Source organism: Acidovorax delafieldii 2AN, assembly GCF_000175235.1.
Classification (GTDB): Bacteria; Pseudomonadota; Gammaproteobacteria; order Burkholderiales; family Burkholderiaceae_C; genus Acidovorax; species Acidovorax delafieldii_B.
Window position 1 is genome coordinate 1 of sequence record NZ_ACQT01000412.1, and the last position, 2,119, is coordinate 2,119.

The 2,119-nt window shown below is 64.5% G+C and carries 2 protein-coding genes; both read left to right on the forward strand.

All coding sequences use genetic code 11. From position 1 onward, the window contains the following. Positions 1 to 731: sigma 54-interacting transcriptional regulator (locus ACDELDRAFT_RS21665; protein ID WP_005800643.1), on the forward strand; the 731-nt coding region annotated here is incomplete at its 5' end. Positions 732 to 881: 150 nt separating this feature from the next. After that, a complete protein-coding gene (locus ACDELDRAFT_RS21670; RefSeq protein WP_005800644.1) occupies positions 882 to 2,066 on the forward strand; it encodes a substrate-binding domain-containing protein in 1,185 nt (394 codons plus the stop codon). The last annotated feature ends 53 nt before the right edge of the window (positions 2,067 to 2,119 follow it).

The window sequence follows — 2,119 nt, forward strand, 5'->3', positions numbered from 1 at the left end:
GCGCTGACCGCAAGGGGCGCGACGGCAAGTTCAAGCTGGCAGATGGCGGCACGCTGTTCCTCGACGAAATCGGCGACATGCCGCAAAGCCTGCAGGCCAAGCTGCTGCGCGCGCTGCAGGAGGGCGAGATCGAACCGCTGGGCTCGAACAAGCTGGTGCCCTTCAATGTGCGCGTGGTGGCCGCCACCTCGCGCGACCTGGGGGCGCTGGTACGCGACAACCGTTTCCGCGAAGACCTCTTCTATCGCCTGCACGTGCTGCCGGTGCGCGTGCCCCCGCTGCGCGAGCGGCGCGGCGACATCCCGGCGCTGGTCGAAGTGCTGGGCGAAGACCTGGCGCTGCGCAACGGCACGGCCCCGCCCGAACTGCAGCCCGATGCGATGGCGCTGCTGGCCGGCCAGCCCTGGCGCGGCAACATCCGCGAGCTGCGCAATGTGCTGGAGCAGGCCGCCATGCGCAGCGATTCGCAGTCCATCGATGCCTACCAGCTCGAACGCATCCTGCGCGAAACCGGCGTCGAGCCGGCGGCCCCGGTGATCGATGCCTCCGCCGATGCGCAGGCATTGGGCGATGAGCGCTACCTGCGCCCGCTGGCCGAACAGGTGGCCGAACTGGAGCAGCGTGCCATTGCCGCAGCGCTCAAGGCCCACGGCGGCAACAAGCAGGCCACGGCCCGGCAACTGGGTATTTCGCGCGCCACGCTCTACGGACGTCTGGAAAACCCTGAATAAAAAACGGACAAGTGTCTGAAAAATAGACGCTGTGCGTGTCTGAAAAATAGACGCATTGAGTGCCTCTGGGTAAAAAAACGTTGCCAATCAACGGTTTTTGAATTGGCACGAACTGTGCAATGTTCAGGCAACACAAAAGGAGACAGCCCCATGCAACGCCGCACCCTGGTCGCAATCGCCGCCCTGGCCGCCACTCTTTCGGCGCCGGTTTTCAGCCAATCGGGCGAAATCCGCATCGCCCACGTCTACAGCAAGACCGGCCCGCTCGAAGCCTATGGCAAGCAGACGCAGACGGGCCTGATGATGGGCCTGGACTACGCCACCGGCGGCACCATGCAGGTGGGTGGCAAGAAACTGGTCGTGATCGAGAAGGACGACCAGGGCAAGCCCGACCTGGGCAAGAGCCTGCTGGCGTCGGCCTATTCGGATGACAAGGCCGACATCGCCGTGGGGCCCACGTCTTCCGGCGTGGCGCTGGCGCTGCTGCCCGTGGCCGAGGAATACAAGAAGATTCTGCTGGTCGAGCCCGCCGTGGCCGATGCGATCACCGGCGACAAGTGGAACAAATACATTTTCCGCACCGGCCGCAACAGCAGCCAGGACGCCATCTCGAACGCCGTGGCCATCGACAAGCCGGGCGTGACCATCGCCACGCTGGCGCAAGACTACGCTTTCGGCCGCGACGGGGTGAAGGCCTTCAAGGACGCGCTCAAGAACGCCAAGCTGGTGCACGAGGAATACCTGCCCACCAGCACCACCGACTTCACCGCCGGCGCGCAGCGGCTGATCGACAAGCTCAAGGACCAGCCGGGCCGCAAGATCATCTGGATCGTCTGGGCCGGCGCGGGCAACCCGTTCAAGATCGCCGACATGGATCTCAAGCGCTACGGCATCGAGATCGCCACGGGCGGCAACATCCTGCCCGCCATGGCCAGCTTCAAGAACTTCCCGGGCATGGAAGGCGCCACCTACTACTACTTCGGCATCCCCAAGAACCCGGTCAACGAGGCGCTGGTGTCGGCGCACTACAAGCAGTTCAAGGCGCCGCCCGATTTCTTCACGGCTGGCGGCTTCAGCTCGGCCATGGCGCTGGTCACGGCGCTCAAGGCCACGGGGGGCGACACCACCACCAACAAGCTCATCAAGACCATGGAAGGCATGAGCTTCGACACGCCCAAGGGCAAGATGACCTTCCGCAAGGAAGACCACCAGGCGCTGCAGAGCATGTACCACTTCAAGATCAAGGTGGACCCGGCCTTTGCCTGGGGCGTGCCCGAGCTGGTGCGCGAGATCAAGCCTGAAGAAATGAACGTGCCCATCCGGAACAAGCGGTGAGCAACCCCCTGAGCGGCTGCGCCGCTTCCCCCTTCTCTTGCCTCGCTGCGCGA